Annotated in this window: 10 protein-coding genes and 1 tRNA gene; 2 read left to right on the top strand and 9 right to left on the bottom strand. The window is 63.4% G+C overall.

All coding sequences use genetic code 11. The features are described 5' to 3' along the window. Positions 1-3: 3 nt before the first annotated feature. On the bottom strand, positions 4-1239 hold the full coding sequence (locus tag FF124_RS16960; protein ID WP_138749667.1) for a metallophosphoesterase family protein: 1236 nt from the start codon (positions 1237-1239) through the stop codon (positions 4-6). Between the two features lie 144 nt (positions 1240-1383). Between FF124_RS16960 and FF124_RS16965 the strand changes: the two genes are divergently transcribed. Continuing rightward, positions 1384-2367, top strand: a complete 984-nt coding sequence (locus FF124_RS16965) for an aldo/keto reductase (RefSeq protein ID WP_138749668.1) — start codon at positions 1384-1386, stop codon at positions 2365-2367. A gap of 75 nt (positions 2368-2442) precedes the next feature. Here FF124_RS16965 and FF124_RS16970 read toward each other — a convergent pair whose 3' ends face one another. From FF124_RS16970 to FF124_RS17005, 8 genes are all read right to left on the bottom strand, one after another. After that, on the bottom strand, positions 2443-5355 hold the full coding sequence (locus FF124_RS16970; RefSeq protein WP_138749669.1) for a valine--tRNA ligase: 2913 nt from the start codon (positions 5353-5355) through the stop codon (positions 2443-2445). Between the two features lie 219 nt (positions 5356-5574). Further along, positions 5575-6318 carry a PopZ family protein gene (locus FF124_RS16975; protein WP_138749670.1) on the bottom strand — a complete coding sequence of 248 codons (744 nt, stop codon included), beginning with the start codon at positions 6316-6318 and terminating at the stop codon, positions 5575-5577. A 150-nt stretch (positions 6319-6468) separates the two neighbouring features. Further along, positions 6469-7137 (bottom strand): protein-L-isoaspartate O-methyltransferase family protein, encoded by a 669-nt coding sequence (locus FF124_RS16980; RefSeq protein ID WP_138749768.1) that lies wholly within the window; start codon positions 7135-7137, stop codon positions 6469-6471. Positions 7138-7345: 208 nt separating this feature from the next. Continuing rightward, positions 7346-8089, bottom strand: a complete 744-nt coding sequence (locus FF124_RS16985; RefSeq protein ID WP_138749671.1) for a hypothetical protein — start codon at positions 8087-8089, stop codon at positions 7346-7348. A gap of 334 nt (positions 8090-8423) precedes the next feature. Then, positions 8424-10940, bottom strand: coding sequence for a mechanosensitive ion channel family protein (locus tag FF124_RS16990; protein ID WP_246072523.1), 2517 nt, complete (start codon positions 10938-10940; stop codon positions 8424-8426). Between the two features lie 13 nt (positions 10941-10953). After that, positions 10954-11742: an HXXEE domain-containing protein gene (locus FF124_RS16995; RefSeq protein WP_138749673.1), complete on the bottom strand. Its 789-nt coding sequence runs from the start codon at positions 11740-11742 to the stop codon at positions 10954-10956. A gap of 84 nt (positions 11743-11826) precedes the next feature. Further along, positions 11827-18606, bottom strand: a complete 6780-nt coding sequence (locus tag FF124_RS17000; RefSeq protein WP_138749674.1) for an autotransporter outer membrane beta-barrel domain-containing protein — start codon at positions 18604-18606, stop codon at positions 11827-11829. 347 nt (positions 18607-18953) lie between these two features. Further along, positions 18954-19027, bottom strand: a tRNA-Cys gene (locus FF124_RS17005). A 329-nt stretch (positions 19028-19356) separates the two neighbouring features. Here FF124_RS17005 and FF124_RS17010 point away from each other — a divergent pair. Beyond that, entirely contained in the window at positions 19357-19794 is a 438-nt protein-coding gene (locus FF124_RS17010) for a YqaA family protein (RefSeq protein WP_138749675.1), read from the top strand. Positions 19795-20025 lie beyond the last annotated feature (231 nt).

Here is a 20025-nt window from a genome sequence, read left to right on the forward strand (position 1 = left end):
CGCTCAGCCCTCGCCCGCAAGCCGCGCCCGCAGGATGTCGCGCGCTTCCGCCAGAAGCTCGGCCGCGCTTGCGCCAAGCGGCTCTTCGCCCGCCGCCACACCGCCCGGCAGCTTTCGCGAGATCTCACCGACGAGTTCGTCGGTGCCGGCATCTTCGCCGGCTGCGATCGAAGCGACCAGCGCATCGATATCGACCGCGAGCTCACCTACCGCAGCGGGCCTTTCCGTGCCCGTTGCCTCAAGCGCGATTACAAGCTTTTCAAGCCAGAGATCGGCATGAATGCGGTGGCATGCGGCCTGCACGTCATCGCGCCACTGGGACCGCGCGGCCTTGATCCGCTCGGCTGACGCATGACGGCCGGAAAGCGTGACCCTGAGCGCGTGGGGCCGCTCATCCGCCGCCTCGGCAAACGGCAAGAGCGCCGCCTCGATTTCGCCGGGAATAGCGCTTTCGGGCAGGTCCTCGGCAAGGTTCACCTCCACCGTCTCGAACCGGGCGCAATCCAGCATCACCCGCTCATAGCGCGGCCGGCCATCCTCGACGCTTACCAGCACCGCACCCTTCGGCCCGGTTTCGCGGATGTTGCGGCCTTGCAGATTGCCCGAATAGAGCGTCAGCGGATCGGCCGAGACCGCCTCGAAGGCATGGACATGGCCGAGCGCCCAGTAATCATAGCCGCGCGAGGCGAGATCGGCGACCGAACACGGCGCATAGACGGCATGCGGCGGACGGCCGGACAGCGAGGTGTGCAGCACGCCGATGTTGAAATGTCCGGGCACGGCGGGCGGATAGGCAAGCGCCAGATTGTCGGCCGCCACGCGCTCGGCAAAGCCCTGGCCGTGCAGCGCCACCTTCAGATCATCCAGAACAAAGGTCTCCGGCTTGCGGGTGGAAAACTCATGAACGCCCTCCGGCATGGCGATGGTGCGGGCAACGATGCTTTCGGCATCGTGATTGCCGCGCAGGTAATAGACGGGAATGCCGGCGCGTGACAGCCGCGCGATCTCGCGGTTGAAGAACAGGCCGATATGATTGTCCTTCCACGCGCCGTCATAGACGTCGCCGGCAATCACGAGAAAATCCACCCTTTCGGCCAGCGCATATTCAACCAGCGCGGAAAAGGCATCGCGCCCGGCGGCGGCGAAGCGTTCCGCCATCTGGCGGTCCTTCAGCATCAGCCCGGAAAGCGGGCTGCCCAGATGCAGGTCTGCGGCATGGATGAAGCGAAAGGACGTCACAAATTTCGTTTCCCTGTTTTTTCTTCGGCCTTCGCGGCGTAAAAGACCTTAGGTTCACACCGCAAGCCCAAACAAGCGCCGGACCGGCGCCTTATCCCGTCCGCCTCTTTGAGGGCGGGAATCAGACACTCACCGGAGGAACGCATGCATTATCATAATTTCGGACGCACCGGACGCCCCGTCTCCAATATCGGCTTCGGCGCCTGGCAGATCGGCGGCTCGTGGGGCTCCGTCAGCGACGAGGACGGCCGCGCGGCCCTGAACGCAGCGCTCGATGCCGGCATCAATTTCATCGACACGGCCGATGTCTACGGCGACGGCCGCTCGGAAAAGATCATCGCCGACGTTCTGGCGAGCCGCGGCGAAAAGCCCTTCGTCGCCACCAAGGCGGGCCGCCGGCTCAACCCGCATACCGCCGAGGGCTACAACCGCGAAAACCTCGAGGGCTTCATCGATCGCAGCCTGAAGAACCTGAAGATGGAACAGCTCGACCTGGTGCAGCTTCACTGCCCGCCGACCGAGGCCTTCTACCGTCCGGAGGTGTTCGAGGCGCTGGACGCGATCAAGGCCAAGGGCAAGATCGCCAATTACGGCGTCAGCGTCGAAAAGGTCGAGGAAGCGCTGAAGGCGATCGAATATCCGGGCGTTGCCAGCGTGCAGATCATCTACAACATCTTCCGCCAGCGCCCGGCCTCGCTGTTCCTGCCGGAAGCGAAAAGGAAGAATATCGCCGTGATCGTGCGGGTGCCGCTCGCCTCCGGGCTTCTCTCGGGCAAGATCACGCGGGACACTGAGTTCGACAAGGAAGACCACCGCAACTTCAACCGTTCCGGCGAGGCCTTCGATGTCGGCGAAACCTTTGCCGGCGTGCCCTTCGAGATCGCGCTCGATGCGGTGGAGGACGTGCGCAAGCATGTGCCGGGCGGGGAAAGCATGGCCGCCTTCGCGCTGCGCTGGATCCTGATGAACGAGGCGGTCACCGTCGCCATTCCGGGCGCGCGCAATGCCGAACAGGCCAGGGGCAATGCGCGGGCCTCAGACCTGCCGGTAATCGGCGCCGACGTGATGGCGGCAATGGAAGAGATCTACCGCAACCGCATCGCGCCCCACGTTCACCAGCGCTGGTAGAAAGACGTAGAAAGAAGGAGGGGCGGAGCGCGCAACGCTCCGCCCCTTCTCGTCATTTCATCGACCGAAGCCTGATCACCCGGCTTCACTTACCCGCGTCAGGGCCACGGCGAGCTGTTCGCGTTGCGTCTTCAGTTCGGCAAAACGTTCGCGTTCGGTCTCGACCACTTCCGGATCAGCATTGGCGACGAATTTCTCGTTGTCGAGTTTCTTCGCCGAGCGTTCGATATCCTTGTCGACCTTGCCGATCGCCTTTTCCAGACGCGCGGTTTCGGCAGCGACATCAATCAGGTTGCCGAGCGGAACGCAAGCCGTTGCTTCGCCGATAATCACCTGGGCCGCGCCCTTCGGCGTCGTCTTTTCGAAGTCGAGCGAATCGACGCGCGCCAGACGCTCGATCGCGGGGAAATGCCGGGCGCTGCGCTCGCGCGTGGTTGAGTTGGCCCCGACGAAGATCAGCGGCGCCTTGGCCGAAGGCGGTACGTTCATTTCGGCGCGCGCAGAGCGGATGCCGGAAACGAGATCGACCAGCCAGTTGATCTCGTCAGCGGCCTGATCATCGCGATGGAGCGGCACATGCCAGTCGGCGTGGCAGAGCAGGCCTTCGCCGCCGATCTGGGCCCAGAGCTCTTCGGTCATGAACGGCATGAACGGATGCAGGAGCTTGTAGGTTTCGGCCAGCACATAAGCGACGCAGGCCTGCGCCTCCGCCTTGGCGGCCTCGTCCTCGCCCATGAAAACAGGCTTCAGCAGTTCCAGATACCAGTCGCAGAGCTCATGCCAGACGAAGTGGTAGAGCGCGCCCGCCGCCTCGTTGAAGCGATAGGTTTCAATCGCCCGCGTCACCTCCTCGGCCGTCTTCGAAAGCTCGGTCAGGATCCAGCGGTTGATCGTCTGCGTCGCCTTTTCCGGACGGAAGGCGGCGTCCAGCTTCATCCCGTTCATTTCGGCAAAGCGGGTGGCGTTCCACAGCTTGGTGCCGAAATTGCGGTAGCCGGCGATGCGGCTCGTATCGAGCTTCACGTCGCGCCCCTGGGCGGCCATGATCGCCAGCGTGAAGCGCAGCGCATCCGCGCCATATTCGTCGATCAGGTCGAGCGGGTTGATGACATTGCCCTTCGACTTCGACATCTTCTGCCCGTTCTTGTCGCGCACCAGGGCGTGGACATAGACGGTGTGGAACGGCTCGACCGGGTTGCCGTGCTCATCCTTCATGAAATGCAGCGCATCCATCATCATGCGCGCAACCCAGAAGAAGATGATGTCGAAACCGGTGACGAGAACGCTGGTCGGATAGTAGCGCGCCAGTTCATCCGTCTTTTCCGGCCAGCCGAGCGTGGAGAAGGGCCAGAGACCGGAGGAGAACCAGGTGTCGAGAACGTCCTCGTCGCGGGTCAGGATATTGCCGGGCTCGTAATTCTCGAGCTGTTCCTCGACCCAGGCCTTCCACGGGCCCTCATGCGAGATGTAGTGCTGGATCGCGGCCTCGAGCGCTTCTTCCTCGGTCTTCTCGACGAAGACAGAACCATCCGGGCCGTACCAGGCGGGGATCTGGTGGCCCCACCAGAGCTGGCGCGAAATGCACCACGGCTCGATGTTTTCCATCCACTCGAAATAGGTCTTTTCCCAGTTCTTCGGCACGAATTTGGTGCGGCCCTCGCGCACGGACGCGATCGCCGGCTCGGCCAATGTCTTGGCATCGGCGAACCACTGGTCGGTCAGCATCGGCTCGATGACGACGCCGGAGCGGTCGCCGAAGGGCTGCATGATCTTCTTGTGCTCGACGAAGGGGACGTCATTGCCCTCCTCGTCCTTGATGGTGACGGCGAGACCCTCGGCATTGATGGCCTCGACGATGCGCTTGCGCGCCGCATAGCGGTCAAGCCCGCGATACTCGTCGGGCACGAGATTGATATCGTCGACATCGGCCTCGCTCGGCAGGTCACCGGACTTCGCGATCTGCATGGCCTGGCCGGCGCAGGTCGCGTAGGGCTCGCCGTCCTCGCGCATCGCCGCCTTCCCGTCCATCAGGCGGTAGAGCGGAATGTGGTTGCGGCGGGCAACCTGGTAGTCGTTGAAGTCATGCGCGCCGGTGATCTTGACCGCGCCGGAGCCGAAATCCGGATCCGGATATTCATCGGTGATGATCGGGATCAGGCGACGATGTTCCTTCGGTCCGACCGGAATTTCACAGAATTTTCCGACGATGGGCGCATAGCGCTCGTCGGACGGATGAACGGCAACCGCGCCGTCGCCAAGCATCGTCTCGGGGCGCGTGGTGGCGATCGAGATGTAGTCGCGTTCCTCTTCGAGGACGACATTGCCGTCCTCGTCCTTCTCGACATAGGTGTAGGTCTCGCCATCGGCCAGCGGATATTTGAAATGCCACATATGGCCGTCGGTCTCGCGGTTCTCGACCTCGAGGTCCGAAATCGCGGTCTCGAATTCCGGGTCCCAGTTGACGAGACGCTTGCCGCGATAGATCAGGCCTTGCTTGTAGAGCGTGACGAAGACTTCGAGAACGGCTTGCGAAAGCCCCTCATCCATGGTGAAGCGTTCGCGCGACCAGTCGCAGGAGGCGCCGAGGCGCTTCAGCTGGTTGAGGATCTGGCCGCCGGATTCATCCTTCCATTCCCAGACCTTGTCGATGAAGGCCTCGCGGCCCATTTCGCGGCGTCCGGGAAGCTGCTTTTCCATGAGCTGGCGCTCGACAACCATCTGCGTGGCGATGCCGGCATGGTCCATGCCCGGCTGCCACAGCGTATCCTTGCCGCGCATGCGCTCAAAGCGCACCAGAATATCCTGCAGCGTGTTGTTGAGGGCGTGGCCCATATGCAGCGAGCCGGTCACGTTCGGCGGCGGTATCACAATGCTGAAAGACTCCGCACCCGGCCTTGCATTGGCGCCTGCCTTGAACGCGTCGGCTTCCTGCCAGCGTTCGGCGATCTTGGGTTCGACGCTTTTCGCGTCATAGGTCTTGTCAAGCATTTCCGTGCCAATTCCTGGTTTGAAAGGATGATCGGCGCGCGCGGCCGACCGTCATTTCCGGTTTTTTGACCGCCCCCGGTTTCACCGGCCAAAGAGCCGGTCGAGAGCCAGATGGTTGTTAAGCGTTAGGCGCGAAGCCTGTCAACAACAAAGCCGCCCCGAAAGGGACGGCCAGGCGGCCCGAGGGGCCGGAGAAAAGGGGTGAGCGACCAAGCGCAATCAGCGCCGACGCATGCGCTCGAGTTCGCGCGCCACCACGTTTTCGACGATTGCGGGCATGTGGGTCTCGAGCCAGTCGCTCAGGAGCGGCCGAAGCTCTTCGGCGACGATCTCCTCGATGCTGCGCGCGCCCTCGCGCTCAAGCGCGGAGGACAGTTCACGCAACGCCTCGGAAATGCGCATCTCCGATTCCGCGGACAAAAGCGGCGCGTCATCTTCGCTTTCGGCAGCCCCCATGGCCTCGCGGCTATCCTGCTGCTCGTTGGCGTCGAACTGGCCGCTTGCCGCGCGCACCTGTCGCGCGACCTCGCCCATCGTGCCGGGATAGACGGCCTGGAAGGGCTGCCCGGCCTCGGAAGGCGCCTCAGCGGACGCCTCTTCCCGATAGGCAGGCTCAGCCGGCGCCGCCTGGGCCTCTTCGCTGCGATAGACCTGCTGCTCGGCCATCGGCGGTTCCTGGCGCACCGGTTCGGACTGTTCGGGGACAGCCGGCTCGTCAGCGGCATGGTGGCGCGACATGATCACCGGCTCGCTCGGGCGCTCCTCGTCACGCTGATACCAGTTTTCCTCGCCGTGTCCGGTCGACCGGCGCGCCTCGTCGCTGCGGTTCTCCGCGCTCTCGCGCGGCTGCGACGAGCGGTAGCCCGGCGAACGCCCGGCGTCCTCACCGCTGTCGATGATCCGCCGGATGGAGGCCAGGATCTCTTCCATCGTCGGCTCTTGCTGCAACTTCGGCTGCGCCATGACAAACCTTTCTGCGCGCTTAGGCGAATTTCTCGTCGACCCGAATCATAGTGAAGGATAATCCGGTTCCAACAGGCATCACCCTGAAAACATCATGTTTTCAGGGATGTACACAGGTTTTTGAGGAAGGAACCTGCCGTGCCGCCGAGGTCAGAATTCGAAGGCCTTCTCGCGGGCGAAGCCCGGCAGCGGCTTCACGGCGGCGTTGAAGGACAGGAACTCGGGAAAGACGTCGCCGTCGCGGCGATAGATTTTGGCGCGCGCCGCGTTGCCGACACCCTCGACGCAGACCAGGCGACCGCCGTCGCGCAACTGCTCGAGCAGCGCGTCCGGGATATATTCGACCGCGCCGTTGACGAAGATCACGTCATAGGGCGCTTCCGAAGGATAGCCCGCCGTCAGTTCGCCGACGACCACGGCGGCATTGTCGTAGCCGAGCTCGAGAAAATTGTCGCTCGCCGACTGCACCAGTTCCTCGTCATTGTCGATGCCGACGACCGATTGCGCCAACAGCGAAAGCACGGCGGCGGCATAGCCCTCGCCCGTGCCGACCACGAGGACGACATCCTTCTTGGAGACTTCCACCAGCTGGATCAGCTTTGCGAGCGGCGACGGCTCCATCATGTAGCGCGCGGGGCTATCGGCGCTGGCCGGCTTCACAAGGATATCCTCGTCGATATAGGCAAGCGGCTTCAGCTTGGCCGGAAGGAATGCTTCACGCGGGACCGACAGGAACGCAGAGATTACCGGATGCGCCGTGACATCGGTGGTGCGGATCTGGCACTCCACCATCTTTTCACGCGCCGTTTCGAAATTCATCATCGCCATCAACCTCACAGTGCATTTTCGCGAGCCATAAAAAGCCACGTGAGACTGTCACGCCGCCCGAGCATTTTTCTTAAATCGGCCATCGCCCCGTGGCAAGGCGTGAGTGCAATGCTTGCCCAATTTGCGGCAATCCGCAACAGATGCGAAAAAGGGCGCTTGGTCCGCGCCCTTTTCCTGCTGGTTTGATTTGGGATCAGTATCAGCGACGATATTCGTGCATCAGGCGGCAGAGGCGCTGCAGCCCCGGCTCGAAATTGTCCGGCGTCCGCATCACGCTCTCGCACTGGCGACGCACCACCTGCTGTTCTTCACCCGAGAGCTGGTCGAAAGCCGTCACCAGGCGCTGGTCGTCCGCGTCGGACGGCATGTCGCCGCCGCCGGAGCCGCCCCCGGCCGTGCCGCTGCCGCCGGAACCGCCCATGCCGCCGGAACCGTCGCTGCCGCCGCCACTACTTCCGCCGCCAACCGGGCCGCCCGGCGCGCCGCCGTCACCCGAACCGCCGATCCCGACATCGACATCCGCGCCGACACCGGAGCCGCCGCCGACATTGGCGTCAGCCGAGGCGTTGACGCCGGAGGAGCCGCCAACGCTGGCGTCCACGTCCGCGCCAATGCCCTGCCCGCCACCGACATCGGCATCCGCGCTGGCGTTCACGCCGCTATCGCCGCCGACACTCGCGTCAACATCCGCATCAACGGCCTGACCACCACCAACATCGGCACCAACATCGGCGTTGACCCCGTTGTCACCGCCGACACTTGCGCCGACATCCGCGCCGACGCCGCCCTCCGGGTTGAGATCGGCATCGACGCTCGCATTAATGCCGTTTTCGCCGCCAATGTTCACGTCAAGCGCGCTTGCCGTTCTTGCGCCGGAAAGGGCCACGGCACCCGCGAAAACCACACCGGCCAGAAGTTTCGATCTGTTACTGAATGCAAACATGTTTTCCTCCTCGAGGACCGTGCGATATTCAGGCGCACCCCGAACAGACGGCTCCCATTCACAAGTCTCAGAGAGTTGTTGTTGCGGCTCCTCTCGGCCGCGTGACAGATCAACGGAGGTTCAACGAAAAAAGTTCCGGTAAAGGCTTGTATCGACAATATATCCCTGATTTTGAAATCCTATTTCTCAAGCAGGAAACCCGGCGAATGCGCCGGATATTTTTCGACAGAACAATGACAGCGCAAACAATTCTTGCACGAAACAAGACTGCGACGCCGGGCGTGTCGGCCAGGCGTCGTTCTGCGCTCGGGCACCACCTCGCGATCCGCCGTCTTCACCGTCTGCCAAAGCGGAAGAGCCAGAAGCGGCCGCGCTGTCGCTTCTCTTCGGGACTGGCGGGCTTGTACTGCTCATCCTCGGGCGGAGCGCCTTCGGGCGGGTAGTCGAGCGTGTCCTGCAGGCCGGAAACCTCGTCCGCCGTGAGGTTGGGAAAGGGAAGCCTTCCCTCGCCGCGCCAGCCCGCCACAGCCTGTTCGGCGGCCTCGCCCTTTTCAGCGTCAATGCCGCGATCGCGCGCGAGATAGAGCGTGCTGGCCGGATAGGCGAAATCCGTTCCGGATTTCTCGATGAGATCCATCATCCGCAGGATCACATCTTCCTGTATGGCGAGGAACTCGGAATAGTCGACGGTGCGGATATAGGCGAAGATTTCGTATTCGACCCGGTTTTCGGTAATTCCGAGAAGACGCACGCGGGCCGGATCCGGAAGCACTTTCGGATGGGCGATCAACATGCGCCGGATTTCCGTCAGAAGGTAGCGCAGCTGGTCCAGGCTCGTCTCCGGCCTCAGGGCAAAGCTGCGACGCATCAACACGCTGTCGCGACGGGTGAAATTCTCGATGCTGTCGGCGATGAAATCGGAATTCGGGATGGTCAGCAACGTGCGATCCAGCGTGCGGATGACAGTCGCCCTGAGGCCGATATGCTCGATCGTCCCGATTCTACCGTCGAAGCGGCCCAGATCATTGACGTCGACGGGCCGGTCAACGAACAGGATAAAGGCCGAGATCACGTTTTCCAGCGTCGAACGCGCCGCAAAGGCGATCGCGATGCCGGAGATGCCGAGGCCGGCAATCGCCGCGCCATAGGGAATGGAGAGCGCGTCGGCAAACAGCAGGATATTGGCGCAGACCACCAGAACCTTGGCAACGCCGACCAGAAGCGACGCCAGGATCGCCCCGCGTTGGTTGATCAGACCGGCGCGATCGATGGCGTGGTGAAGCCGGTCGACCAGCCAGAATTCGATCGGGATCGCGCCCGCGATCATCATCAGCACCGCCAGCGACTTGATCGCGCCGCCGAATTCGGACGGCAGGCCGAGAATGGCGAAGCCGAGATAATTGATGACGCCGAAGGCGAGCAGACGGAAACCCCAGATCGCGAAGGCGCGGCTGCTTGCCGCCCTTCCGCTCGCCGGGCCAAGCCGTCCGGCAAGCGAGAGGACGATGCCGACGAGAAGCGCAGCGGCGACCGCGATGACGAAAATGGCGACAAGGCCCGCCCATTGCCAGGCCTCCAGCGGGCCGACCGGCTGCAATGCCGCCGGCACCGCCCCGGCAACGATCGCGCGGATCTTGAAATAGGGCGCTTTCGAATGGGTGTCATAGGGAAGAACCCTGATGGCCTGCGGCAGGTTCTCCGTGGCAGCATAAAGCGCGCGGACCGTGCGCACCGTCTCAGGCGTGAACTGCCACTGCACGCCGTCTTCGGTCTCGGTCGGGGCGAGCACGATATCGCCGGCGGGATGGGTGAAATAAACGAAGGGCTCCAGAGACCCGGGATCATTGGGGATTTCCTGGAAGACGACCTCGCCGATCCTGGCGATCACCTCGTTCAGATATTCGGCGACAAGCACGGATTGGCGGTCGCGCACCACCGTCGGCATTTCGGAAAGGTCGAGCGCGGCAATCGCGGTGTCCTGCATGGCAGGCCCGGCGCGCATGGCGTCGATGAAGCTCTCCATGGCCGCGCGCGGCGTGGAGCCATCAAACCGGCCACCTGCCTTGTAGCCGCCGCCCGGCAGGCCCGCCGCGATCTCGGAAAACAGGTTTTTGACGAAAGCGGCCGGCGGCGCGACCATGAACCAGTCCTCGCCGACGCGGCGGAACTGCAATGGCAGCGTCCGTCCGTCATAGCGCGTCAGCACCAGTTCGGCTTCATCGCCTTCCGGGGCCTTGGTCTCGAAAACGTCGGGATCGACGGTGAACTGGTCGAGCAGAAGCACGAGCGGCGCCAGTTCGCGAGCGTGGTTCTCGCGGCCGCCCTCCGGAAAGATCAGCATGGACAAAAGGTCGTCCTGATATTCCAGCCGTCCGCTTTCCACTGCCTCGGCGGCAATCAGGAAGGTGCGCAGCGTTTCGGACGGCGACGACTGAAAGGCGCGCAAAGCCTGGTCGTGCCCACTGCTGATCCGTGCGCCCGTCCACCATTGCTTGTTGCCGAGCCGCCCGACAAAGCTCCGGCCATCCTCCGACAGGATGAATTCGAACGAGCCGCTGCCCTTCGGCGTCGTCCACGTCCCGACAAGCCGCCGGCCCTCGGCCTCGCCTTCCAGCCTGCCGTTATAGGCCGGGTAGCGCCCGGTCACATGCGTGCCGTCCTGCTGCATGTAGACCCGCGCGCCGCCGTCGAACCAGCGCGAATCCCAGGCGCCGGTCCATGAGGCGGGGGCGGCCATCGCCAGCGCGGTAAGCCCGATGAAAAGAAGGAACAGGATCGAGAGGACGACGGCAAGACAGGCGCGCACAGGGACCGGCCGGTCCCCGCTCTTCTTCGCCAGTTCGTTCTCCATCAGCACCAAGATTTCAGCCCCCCAACGGTTTCATGAGCGCTCCGGGCGGACCGTTGCGCAGAACAAGGCAGGGCACGGCCGACCAGATCACAAGAAGGGCAAAATAGCCCATTTCCGGTATGACATGGAAATAGCCTGCCGCAAGCAGGCCGGCAAACATGATGATATGGGCAATCACGCCCCAGCCGATGCTGGCAACAACTTCCCCTCGGCTGGCAATGCCCGCCTTCAAGAAACGGTGATAGATGGCGAGGGAAAGCGGAAAGAACAGGACGATTGCCGTCAACAGGCCCGGATTGTAGCCGCCCCGGATGATCGCCATGCCGACATGGCTGACGGCGTTCACCAGAACGATCGACACCATGCACAGCGCCGGAAACAGGTGATGGCGCGCTCTGAGGATCGCCAGCGCCGCCACAAGCCAGACCAAAGAGGTGTTGATGACGAACACCCCGGCATCGGTGAGCGGCGGCGACGTGCCGGCAGGCGCCCGCATCAGGTCGAGCAGCACCATGTTGACATAGGGCTTGAAGGCGTAGACCTGGCCGTACAGATCGACCCAGTGTTCCTCGAACTGGTGGATGATATAGGCGATCCACAGGATCAGCGCATAGAGACCGACGTCGTTGTCTGCGAGCCGCAGAGGCCTGTCGGAAAAGGCGAAGGCCAAGAAGAGCAGGAACGGCGCCATGAAAGTGCCGAGCTTCATCCAGCCAGTGAGCAGAAATTCATGCTGGCCGAGCGGCAGCCACAGCATGGCAAAGGCCAGAACCAGAAAGATGAACGCCCGATTTTCCGACATGCAATGCCTCCGCCGCGATTCCCCGCGCCTCCCGAGGTTAGCGATGCCTGAAATTAAGGCAAGTTGCGCCGCGGCGGAGACCGATCAGAACCGGTATCCGAACCTGATCGAGCCGGTATGCGACTGGTAGTCGTCGGCAAAGGCCCCGTCATACTGGAATTTCAGCTCCATGCCCTGCCGCTTGGCAAGGTCCAGCCCGAGCGTGACATGCCCGACCGTATCCGCAATCGGCGTGAAGGTGGAGAAACTGTCCATCGACGACAACCCGGCAAAGCGCGACGTCGTTTCCCAGCTATCGGCCGTCAGGAACGAGACCCCGAGATCGCCGTAAAGCCGCGCCGGCCAGTCCTCCATGAACGGGATCCGCGCACCGAACTCGATCCCCGGGGTAACGCCGAAGGCCGTATCCGAATTGCCGTCGACCATCAGGTTCATCGCCCCCGCGCCGCTCTCCGTATAGCTGAACTGGTGCATGTTGATGACGTCGAAATCGACCTTGGGACGCATGTAATATTCATCGCCGAAGGCAAATTCGTAAGAAGCGCGGGCGCGGGCGAAGAGCATTGCCGAATCCGGCTCGCCGCGGGCGGTGGCCGAAAGCGTGTCGAGATTGATGTAGCGCTTGGAATCGCCCCAGTTATAGCCGGCGCCGCCGACAAAGCCGAAGAGCCAGGGGCCGGCCTCCTTCTTCAGCGCCACCGCGCCGGTGAAGGATTGCTGTTCCATCTTTTCAGAACCGCTCTTGTTGCGGAACCAGCTGTTCTCGTAGGTCAGGCCAGAGCCGAGGAACCAGCCATCGGCCAGCGCCGCCTGCCCGCCGAACTGCAAGCCGCCGACCGATTGGGTATAGCCTGAGGAATCGCCGTGCTGGCCTTGCGTGGTCTCGCCGCCGAGCGCGCGGCTCCACACGCACGAGCCCTCGTCCATCATCACGCCCGTCGTCGCAAAGGCCGGGCAAGAGAGCACGCTGTTGGCAGCCGCGATCGCGGCGGAGGGTGAATCGGCCAACGGCGCCGCCGCCGTCTGCGAGGCCAGTTCCAGCAGCATGTCGTCGAATGTGTCGGGATCGGCCTGGTGGAACGCGCCGAAGGCCGCGCCGAGCGAGATTTCGTCCTCGGCGAATTTCACCTCCGTGGCGCTGCCATCGGCGATCCTGTCCCAGGCCTGCTGCATCGCCCGCGAGACGCCGCCTGCATTTCTGCCGAGCGAAACGCCGTTATCGGCGAAATGCGCATCGGCAACGGAAAACCCCTGCCAGCCCTCGGCCGATTTCGTCACATCGGTAAAATCGAAGACCAGGGAGGAGAGCGCCGAAAGCTCGGCCATATCCATACCCTCGGCCTTCAGGAACTCGGCGCGCGTGTTTGGCAGGAGCGCGTTGGCATTGACGTCAACGCCCCAGGTGCCGGCGAAGTCGCCTTCGATCAGAAGCGTGTCGGCCGTGCCGTTTTCCATGTCGACGTCAAGCCCGGTCAGAAGACCGCCCTTGCTCGAATTCTCGGTGCGCCAGTCGACCCGTTTGCTGCGGTCGAAATAGCTGAAGGGCGAGAATGTTGTCGAAAGACCGAGATCGGCAACGTCATAGGCGCTGCCCGCATCCTTGGTGCCGACGCCGAGAAGGTCTCCGGTCACGCGCGTCCGGACCGTGCTCCAAGTCCCGCCCGGATTGATGCTGCCGGCGTTGAGAATGCTGCCGGCATCGGCGATATGGCCGGTCACGAGCGTACCCGTGCCCTGATTGATGAAGAGGCTGGTACCGGCACGCGCCGCCGTCCGCACCGCGCCATCGGCGGCCGAGGAAGCGGTTGCGAACGTGTGGTGGACAATATTCCCGGTCACCGTGCCGTGATTGTCATGCGTGATAGCGGTTCGGCTCGCGGCGGAGGAATAGATTGCGCCGCCGCTGTATTCACCATTGTCGGCCGCCGCAGTCGAGCCGGAGAGGACACCGCCGCTGCCGATCGTCAACGACATCGCCGGACCGGTCGCCTGCGCCCATCCCCCCCAGGCTGTCGGATCGGAAACCTTGACGCTGCCGTTGATCGTGACCTCGAGATTGCCGTTCTGCGTATTGCCGGAAATGTTCGAGCCCTGCTGATTGTTGAAATTGGCGAGCGTGCCGGCATAGGTCTTGCCGTTCTGCAGGAAGATGCCGCCGGAGCCGCCGATCGCCTGCGCGACAACGCCATGGGCATATTCCCCGCTGGTGCTGACGCTGCCATCGACAGTCACCGAGACATAGCCCGTTTGATCGGCGATCCCTGAGCTGTTGTCGTAGTAATACTGGCTGTTGGTAAAAGTGCCGCCGTAGGCGCGGTAGAAAGCATTCAGCTTTTGTGCGAGATCGGCCGAAACGCCGCCGCCGCCGGAAACGGTTTGCGCAAGAATGCCGAAGGCGCCATCGCCCGAGGTGACGATCGAGGCGTTTTCCTCGACGTCGATATCCACGTTGTGGGCGCTGGACGACGCCTGCTTCTGGACGAAGCCGGACTGGTCGAAATTGCTGGCCGCGGCCGTCAGGAAACCGCCGCCGCCGCTGATCGACTGCCCAGCAATGCCGATGGAGCGTTTGCCCGAAGTCGTGATCGAGCCATAGTGATTGATAGTGACGTCTTCTCCATGCGTATCGCCACTGTCGCTGCCGCCGCCGAAGGTGGAACTGATGACGCCGGAAATGCTCTCGTCATTGACGGCGTTGTAGGTGCCGAGCGCGACGCCGGCAAAACCGCCGCCGCCGCCGATCGACTGGCCGAGGATGCCGTTGGCATTGTCGCCGGAGGTGGTGATCTTTGTGCCCGCGATCGTATCAACCAAAACATTGCCGGCGTTTCTCGTCCCGTCGGACTGGCCCTGCGCCCCGAACTTGATCGAGACCTTGTCCATGGCATAGCCGGTCTGGATCGCATGCCCGCCGCCGCCGCCGAGCGACTGGGCAATCACGCCGTTGGCGGCAAAGCCCTGGGTGTAGATATTCGCGGCATAGACCGTAACCTGACCACCGTCGCCTGCCGCGCCGTTCGTCGCTCCGAAGGAGATCGTCGAAAGATCAAGGTCGGCTTCCGGTCCGGAAACCGTGACGCTGTTGGCGCTGGACGACGTCGAAACCGCGCCGCCGCCGCCGCCGATCGACTGCGCCAGAATGCCATGGGAGAACGAGCCATAGGTCGTCGTTGTGCCCTTCGTCTGCGACGTACCCTTCTTGTCGACACCGACATAGACATTGCCGCCGTAGCCGCCATCGCCGCCGGAGGCGCCGGTATTCGCCGAAAGCGTCACGCCGACATCGAAGGAGGGATGCGCCTTGACCCATTCCGAGAACTTGACCTTGGTCTCCTTCTCGAACTCGAAGGCGTGGCCGATGGAGCTTGTGCCGGAACCGCCCTGCCCGCCGCCGCCGCCGATCGACTGGGCAACCAGGCCGGGAGAAGAATCGCCCTTGGTCAGGACCGTGCCGTTGTTCCAGGCATAAACGGTCCCGCCATCGCCGCCCTCGCCGCCGGTCGCGCCGATGCCGACTTCAAGCTTGTTGTCGGCGTCGACATCCCCGGTTCCGCCGCCGCCCTTGCCGCCGCCGCCGCCAATCGACTGGACGAACAAGCCGGCCGAATTTGCGCCATAGGTCCTGACCGCCCCGCCCGCTGCCACGCCACCATAGGCCGATCCGCCGTCGCTGCCGCTGCCGGCATTGCCACCGATGGAGAGCGAAAGATTGAAGGTGGAACTGCCGAAATAATCGATGCCGTCGGTCTCGCCGGTTCCGCCCTGGCCGCCGCCGCCGCCGATCGATTGCACCAGCATGCCGTCGGCAAAATCGCCGCTGGTGGTGATGGTCCCGTAATTATGGGCGAAGGCCTTGCCGCCGGATCCCGCTGCGCCGCCATTGCCGCCGAGCGAAAAGGTCAGCGATGCGGTAACGGATTCGCCCTCGAGTTTCTTCTGAAGTTCGGCCTCTCCGTCCGTCAGCTTGGCGAAAGCGCTCTGCAGCGTCGCGGTTCCCGCCGCTGCCGTCGAATCGCCGCCCTGTCCGCCGCCGCCGCCGATCGACTGAACATGCAGGCCGAGCGAACCGTCGCCGGCAGTCGTGACGGCGCTCTTGTCCTTCAGGACCGCCGTCGCGGAACCGCCATCGCCCGCGACGCCGCCGTCGCCGCCATGCGAGACGGACACGGAAAGCGCGAAACTGTCGCCCTTCTCGTCAAAGGGCAGGCCGAAGGCGAGCGCATTGGCGCTGGACGCGCCGCCCGAGCCGCCGCCGCCGCCGATCGACTGGACCACAATACCGGTCGCATCATAGCCGGCTGTCGAGACCGCGCCGTAATGATTGATTTCGGCGGTTCCCCCGTCGCCGCCGCCGGAACCGTAGCCGCCGGTGGCGATCGCGATGTCGAAGGTCTTCCCAAGCGAGACGGATTTCGCCGCGCCGCCCGAGCCGCCGCCGCCGCCGATCGACTGGGCAAGTATGCCGAGGCCGTTGACGCCGCTGGTCTTGACCGTCGAGCCGGCTTGCGTCGAGAGGTTGACCGTACCGCCATAGCCGCCATAGCCGCCATTGCCGCCGATCGCATCGGAGAAGCCGACCCCCCAGGCCGTCGCCTTGCCGCCGGCGCCCCCGCCCCCGCCGATCGACTGCGCGACAATGCCGGCGGCATAATCGCCGGAGACCGTGATGTCGGCGCCGGAGGTGATCGTAACCTCGTTGCCATCGCCGCCATTGCCGCCATCGCCGCCAACGGCAACAAAAAGCCCGCTCTTGTTGCGGCCCGTACCGCCGCCGCCGCCGATCGACTGGGCGACGATGCCGTGCGCATCCGCGCCATAGGTTGTCAGCGCGCCGTAATTCTGGACCGAAACCGTTCCGCCGTCAGAACCATCGCCGCCGGATTTGCCGCTCCCGCCGATGCCGCCGATCGCGCCCGAGCCGGTATTGTCGCCGCCGCCGCCGCCAACCGATTGCGCCAGAATGGCGATGCCGCCGCCGAGCGGAACATCGCCCGAACTCTGCGTGCCGGTCTTGCCCGCCGCATATCCGCCATGGGTGGTGACCGCCGCCTTGTTGGTCACCGTGACGCCTGCCGCATAGGCGCCGCTCGACGCGCCGCCGACCCGTTGCGAAGCGGAATTGGTGACCGCCGAATAATAGCTGTAGGACTGCGTGGCGATCTTGCCGCTCGAGGTCAGAAGCCCGCCGCCGCCGCCGATCGACATTGCGACGATGCCGTGGGAATCGACGCCGTAGACCTCGATCTCGCCATCATTCTTGACAGTGACTTCTCCGCTCGTATTGGAGGCGATATTGGCATCGCCCCACTGGAAACCGCCATTGCCATCCCAGACATAGACGCCGCCGCCCGCCCCGGACGAGATCGCCGCAATCCCGTGGGAGTGATCGCCCTGGGTCGTGATTTCAAAGTCGCTCTTGACGTAAACGCTTCCGCCAGTGCCGCCCTTGCCGTTCTGCGTCGAAGATGCCGTCGAGGCGACCTGGCCCAAACCGCCGAGCGAGGTGGCCTGAATGCCGCTCGCATGCGAACCCGCCGTGGCAATCGAACCGCCGCCGGTGAGCTCGACATAGACAGCGCCCGCCGCACCGCCTTTCTTCGAGGCGTCGTAATAGTTCAGGCTGGAGCCGCCATAGCTGGCCGCAACGATGCCGCCCGAATCATCGCCGGACGTCTTGATCGTGGTGCCGGATGCGCCGTAGACCGTCACGGAGGCCTTGCCGCCATTGCCGCCGTCATAGCCGGAGCCCGAGCCGTTGGTGTTGACGGGCCCCTGCCCGCCATAGCTGATGGCCGAGACCGCAGCCCCGCTGTTGCGGTCGGTAAAGGTCCAGTGCTTGCCGATACTTCCGGCGGCAACCGTCGAGACCGTTCCGGAAAAGGCGCTGTCGCTGGAGCCGAGCGTCACGGTTGCGTTTCCGGCGTCGCCGCCTGTCCCGCCTTCCATTTGGTTCCATGAGATATTGTTCGGGCTGTTGCCGCCGTAGGAGGCCGCAAGAATGCCGCCGCCCGCATTGGTCGAGGCGATCGTGTTGACGTCGCCGGATACGGTGATGGCAGCGGTATTTCCCGCGCCGCCCGTCAGCGCCCAGGTCGCGCCGCCGCGACTGATGGCGACAATCCCGAACCCTTGCGCCGAGATATCGGCGGTGGTCCCCACCGTGACCGTGCCGGCATTGCCGCCATAGGTCGCATAGGCCGTGCCGCCGCCGCTGACGGCATAAATGCCGTGGCGGGCCGCGTTTTGAATGGTCGCATTGTTGTAGACGGCGACATTGCCGCCCGCCCCGCCGGAATATTTGTCGGCGTCCTTGACCTCGCCGCGGAAGGCGTTGCTGCCCGCGGAAACGACGCCAATCCCATCCGAGTGCCTCTTGGTATAGAAATGCGTTCCACCCGGCGCATTGAAGGAGATCATCGAGGAGACGAGGGCCTCCGCAGAAACATCGATCGTCGCGCTGTTGGTGATCGTGATGTTCAGGCCCTGCTGCGGATTGACCGGCGGCATGTCGTAATAGCCGTAATAGACATTGCTCGACTGGTACCAGGTCATGGCGCCGCCATAGGCATATTGCGGCGCAGTCACGGTCGAGGAGGAAGAGATCGTGCAGGAGAAGGTCGTGGCGCTGATCGAATCGGAATCGTTGATATAGTTACCGGTCGAACTCGGATTGCAGACCGCCTGCGCATAAACGCGCGTGTAGCCGCGCGAGTAGAATGGCACGGGAACGCCGGCCAGCGTGCCGGCAAGCGCGGTCGAGTGAAACAGCAGCGACGAGGCGATCCAGCGTTTTCGCGCGCTCTTGCGTTCTGTTTTGTCGAACTGATGAGCACCGGCGCGTCCGCGTTGGTCTGGTTTCATCATCAATCGTCTCCCCGGCGCATTTTCTTGCATGCGGTTTCCCCCGCATTGGACGATCACTGTTGATGATTTCTAAACAATTAGACAGCCGCAAAATGCCAGAATGCGGACCTTTTCTGGCCTTTTGCCTCCCTATGGCTGCCGAAATTTCGCTTATTCTTCCAGTGGTTGTGCGACCGAACTCCGACCGCGGCCGACAGGCCTTACCGCGCCATCGCCGCAAAGCCGAACCGGAATCAGTCCGCACAGCGTGTGACAAGACCCCGCCGAGAACGATCGGGATCGTGCGGCCAAGCCGAAAACCAGGAGACGAAGATTTCAGGAAGATCACGAGACGCCAGAAGCGGAAATGGAGGCCTCGGCCGGAATCGAACCGGCGTGCAAGGATTTGCAGTCCTCTGCGTAACCACTCCGCCACGAGGCCCCAGGCTCGCGAAAAGCAAGCGTTGGCGGGCGTTTAGCGTTTCTGTACTGACTTTGCAAGAGCCGCGTTCTGAACGCAGTCCTTTTTTTGATCTGAACGCCTGATTTCCCATTGTTCTTGTTGCAGGTCCGGGTTGGCCGCGTATTCGATGTCCGAAAACATCCGCATGAATTCGGACCGGCCTTCCATGGTCGGCTCCCGTCTTGCGGCCTTCCGCCGCCAGCCGTAGGAAGGGCGTGACGACGCGCCTTGAAGGGAGCCAGAGCGAACATGCACATCGCCGACGAAGGAAGCACAGCGCGCTGCCGGACCGGAGACGGAAAACCGTCGTGAGCGCGCTTATTGCCTATGGTGGCCTGTTCGCAAGCGCGCTTGTCGCGGCAACGATCCTTCCGATGCAATCGGAGGCGGTTCTTTCCGGTCTTATTCTGACGAGCGACTATCCGGTCTGGGCCCTGGTTCTCGTCGCGTCACTCGGCAACGTACTTGGTTCGGTCGTCAACTGGCTGTTGGGGCGCGGCACTGCACGGTTTCGCGGTCGCCGCTGGTTTCCGGTCGGCCCGGCAGCGCTGGAAAGGGCGGAAGCCTGGTACCGGCGCTATGGGAAATGGTCGCTTCTCCTGAGTTGGGCCCCGATCGTCGGCGACCCGCTGACTGTCGTCGCCGGGATCTTGCGCGAACCCTTTGCGGTGTTTCTCGTCCTTGTCACGATCGCCAAGGTGGGGCGTTATCTGATGCTGGCGGCGGCGGTCCTCAGCCTGTTTTGAGTGTAGGGCGCCTTTCCCGCCGTGGCAGCATTTGTGCGGCTTGCGCTGAATCGAGCGCCAGCCTGCGTTGGTTTTGCCGAAAAAAAAGCAAATTCACATGGGTTCGGCACGAATCACATAAAAAATCGGGTAGGCTTTGTCGCGGATCGGTGTTTTTTTGACGTCCGGCCGAAGGCAAATGGGTCAAGGAGGCTGCGGAAAAGAGATGTATTCTGACAATTCAAGCCGGGC

Source organism: Martelella lutilitoris (assembly GCF_005924265.1).
Taxonomy (GTDB): domain Bacteria; phylum Pseudomonadota; class Alphaproteobacteria; order Rhizobiales; family Rhizobiaceae; genus Martelella; species Martelella lutilitoris.

Coding starts and splice junctions, on each gene's coding strand:
- FF124_RS16965 (WP_138749668.1), top strand. CDS start 1,384: ATGCATTATCATAATTTCGGACGCACCGGACGCCCCGTCTCCAATATC.
- FF124_RS16970 (WP_138749669.1), bottom strand. CDS start 5,355: ATGCTTGACAAGACCTATGACGCGAAAAGCGTCGAACCCAAGATCGCC.
- FF124_RS16975 (WP_138749670.1), bottom strand. CDS start 6,318: ATGGCGCAGCCGAAGTTGCAGCAAGAGCCGACGATGGAAGAGATCCTG.
- FF124_RS16980 (WP_138749768.1), bottom strand. CDS start 7,137: ATGAATTTCGAAACGGCGCGTGAAAAGATGGTGGAGTGCCAGATCCGC.
- FF124_RS16985 (WP_138749671.1), bottom strand. CDS start 8,089: ATGTTTGCATTCAGTAACAGATCGAAACTTCTGGCCGGTGTGGTTTTC.
- FF124_RS16990 (WP_246072523.1), bottom strand. CDS start 10,940: ATGGAGAACGAACTGGCGAAGAAGAGCGGGGACCGGCCGGTCCCTGTG.
- FF124_RS16995 (WP_138749673.1), bottom strand. CDS start 11,742: ATGTCGGAAAATCGGGCGTTCATCTTTCTGGTTCTGGCCTTTGCCATG.
- FF124_RS17000 (WP_138749674.1), bottom strand. CDS start 18,606: ATGATGAAACCAGACCAACGCGGACGCGCCGGTGCTCATCAGTTCGAC.